The following is a 3,482-nucleotide window of genomic DNA, read 5'->3' on the forward strand; positions in this document are numbered from 1 at the left end:
CAACACTACTTAGGTGTTGTATGGTTAAGCCTCACGGGTAATTAGTACAAGTTAGCTCAATACATTACTGCACTTACACACCTTGCCTATCAACGTTGTAGTCTCCAACGGCCCTTTAGGGAACTTAAAGTTCCAGTGAGAACTCATCTTGAGGCTCGCTTCCCGCTTAGATGCTTTCAGCGGTTATCGATTCCGAACGTAGCTACCGGGCAATGCATCTGGCGATACAACCCGAACACCAGCGGTTCGTCCACTCCGGTCCTCTCGTACTAGGAGCAGCTCCTCTCAATTCTCAAACGCCCACGGCAGATAGGGACCGAACTGTCTCACGACGTTCTAAACCCAGCTCGCGTACCACTTTAAATGGCGAACAGCCATACCCTTGGGACCGACTTCAGCCCCAGGATGTGATGAGCCGACATCGAGGTGCCAAACACCGCCGTCGATATGAACTCTTGGGCGGTATCAGCCTGTTATCCCCGGAGTACCTTTTATCCGTTGAGCGATGGCCCTTCCATTCAGAACCACCGGATCACTATGACCTACTTTCGTACCTGCTCGACGTGTCTGTCTCGCAGTTAAGCTGGCTTATACCATTGTACTAACCTCACGATGTCCGACCGTGATTAGCCAACCTTCGTACTCCTCCGTTACTCTTTGGGAGGAGACCGCCCCAGTCAAACTACCCACCAAACAGTGTCCCAAACCCCGATTCAGGGGCCATGGTTAGAACTCAAAACATACAAGGGTGGTATTTCAAGATTGGCTCCACGTCATCTAGCGACAACGCTTCAAAGCCTCCCACCTATCCTACACATGTAGGCTCTAAGTTCACTGCTAAGCTATAGTAAAGGTTCACGGGGTCTTTCCGTCTAGCCGCGGGTACACAGCATCTTCACTGCGATTTCAACTTCACTGAGTCTCGGGTGGAGACAGCATGGCCATCATTACGCCATTCGTGCAGGTCGGAACTTACCCGACAAGGAATTTCGCTACCTTAGGACCGTTATAGTTACGGCCGCCGTTTACCGGGGCTTCGATCAAAAGCTTCGACCTAAGTCTAACCTCATCAATTAACCTTCCGGCACCGGGCAGGCGTCACACCCTATACGTCATCTTACGATTTAGCAGAGTGCTGTGTTTTTAATAAACAGTTGCAGCCATCTGGTATCTTCGGCCGACAACAGCTAAATCCGCAAGGGACATCACCGTCATCGGCGTACCTTCTCCCGAAGTTACGGTACCATTTTGCCTAGTTCCTTCACCCGAGTTCTCTCAAGCGCCTTGGTATTCTCTACCTGACCACCTGTGTCGGTTTGGGGTACGATCCTTTATTATCTGAAGCTTAGAGACTTTTCCTGGAAGCATGGCATCAATGACTTCATCACCTTAGTGACTCGACATCGTATCTCAGTGTTAAGAAAACCCGGATTTACCTAAGTCTTCCACCTACATACTTGAACCTGGACAACCATCGCCAGGCCCACCTAGCCTTCTCCGTCCTCCCATCGCAATAATAAAGGGTACGGGAATATTAACCCGTTTCCCATCGACTACGCCTTTCGGCCTCGCCTTAGGGGTCGACTCACCCTGCCCCGATTAACGTTGGACAGGAACCCTTGGTCTTCCGGCGGGGAGGTTTTTCACCCCCCTTATCGTTACTCATGTCAACATTCGCACTTCTGATACCTCCAGGATGCCTTACAGCTTTCCCTTCGACGGCTTACAGAACGCTCCTCTACCACGCATATAAATATGCGTCCGCAGCTTCGGTGATATGTTTAGCCCCGTTAAATCTTCCGCGCAGGCCGACTCGACTAGTGAGCTATTACGCTTTCTTTAAAAGATGGCTGCTTCTAAGCCAACTTCCTAGCTGTCTAAGCCTTCCCACATCGTTTCCCACTTAACATATACTTTGGGACCTTAGCTGGCGGTCTGGGTTGTTTCCCTTTCCACGACGGACGTTAGCACCCGCCGTGTGTCTCCCATGATTGCACTTGTTGGTATTCGGAGTTTGCAAAGGGTTGGTAAGTCGGGATGACCCCCTAGCCTTAACAGTGCTCTACCCCCAACAGTGATACATGAGGCGCTACCTAAATAGCTTTCGAGGAGAACCAGCTATCTCTTGGTTTGATTGGCCTTTCACCCCCAGCCACAAGTCATCCCCTAATTTTTCAACATTAGTGGGTTCGGTCCTCCAGTTGATGTTACTCAACCTTCAACCTGCTCATGGCTAGATCACCAAGTTTCGGGTCTAATCCCAGCAACTATTCGCCCAGTTAAGACTCGGTTTCCCTACGGCTCCCCTAAACGGTTAACCTTGCTACTGAAATTAAGTCGTTGACCCATTATACAAAAGGTACGCAGTCACGGAATAAATCCGCTCCTACTGCTTGTACGTACACGGTTTCAGGTTCTATTTCACTCCCCTCACAGGGGTTCTTTTCGCCTTTCCCTCACGGTACTGGTTCACTATCGGTCAATTAGGAGTATTTAGCCTTGGAGGATGGTCCCCCCATATTCAAACAGGATTTCTCGTGTCCCGTCTTACTCGTTTTCACTGTAAAGAAGTTTTTGTGTACGGGACTATCACCCTGTACCGTGGCACTTTCCAGAGCCTTCCACTAACTTTTAAACAGCTTAAGGGCTGTTCCGATTTCGCTCGCCGCTACTTTCGGAATCTCGGTTGATTTCTTTTCCTAAGGGTACTTAGATGTTTCAGTTCCCCTCGTTTGCTTCGCTATGCTATGTATTCACATAGCGATGACACTAAGTGCCGGGTTGCCCCATTCGGAAATTCCAGGATATAACGCTTGTTATCAACTCCCCTGGACTTATCGCAGATTACCACGTCCTTCATCGCCTCTAATTGCCTAGGCATCCACCGTGCACGCTTATTCACTTAACCATACAACACCTAAATAGTGTTAAAACACATTAGATATCGTATGTTGTTTCCAAGACGCTTGCGACTCTCATATTTACATATGAAAAACACTACGTTTTTCGTGCACCTAACAATTAATGGTTAAATTAACTGTGTAGATACGTACTCATACTATCCGAAGATAATATGCGCTTTTTATTTTGCTTGATTACAATACTAAAACCGAAGTTTTAATATTGAGAACTCGTTTAATTCACCTTAATGAATTAAACATTTCGTTTTATTTGTCACACCAATCAACTTACAAGTAAGTCATTGTATTTGTGTGATAAATAAGAACATTTATCAGCTTTCCTAATTGTTAAAGAGCAGTGTTAAAAACACTTAATAATAATTCTAACAAGAACAGTTATTAAGTATCTCTAGTAAAGTAGTAGTTGGTATCCCCAAGGGGATTTGAACCCCTGTTACCGCCGTGAAAGGGCGGTGTCCTAGGCCTCTAGACGATGGGGACCCGGAAACTACTTTGCTTTTTAATCAGTCTAATCAAACAATCTGTGTGGGCACTCATTATTACTTGCGCCAATGTACCGAA

1 tRNA gene and 1 rRNA gene are annotated in these 3,482 nt (G+C 47.2%); both read right to left on the reverse strand.

Going from position 1 to position 3,482, the window contains the following annotated elements:
- Window positions 1–20: 20 nt before the first annotated feature.
- Window positions 21–2,908, reverse strand: a 23S ribosomal RNA gene (locus E2R68_RS13690).
- Window positions 2,909–3,325: 417 nt separating this feature from the next.
- Window positions 3,326–3,401 (reverse strand) — tRNA-Glu (locus E2R68_RS13695).
- Window positions 3,402–3,482 lie beyond the last annotated feature (81 nt).

The organism is Psychromonas algarum, from assembly GCF_004376845.1.
Taxonomy (GTDB): Bacteria; Pseudomonadota; Gammaproteobacteria; order Enterobacterales; family Psychromonadaceae; genus Psychromonas.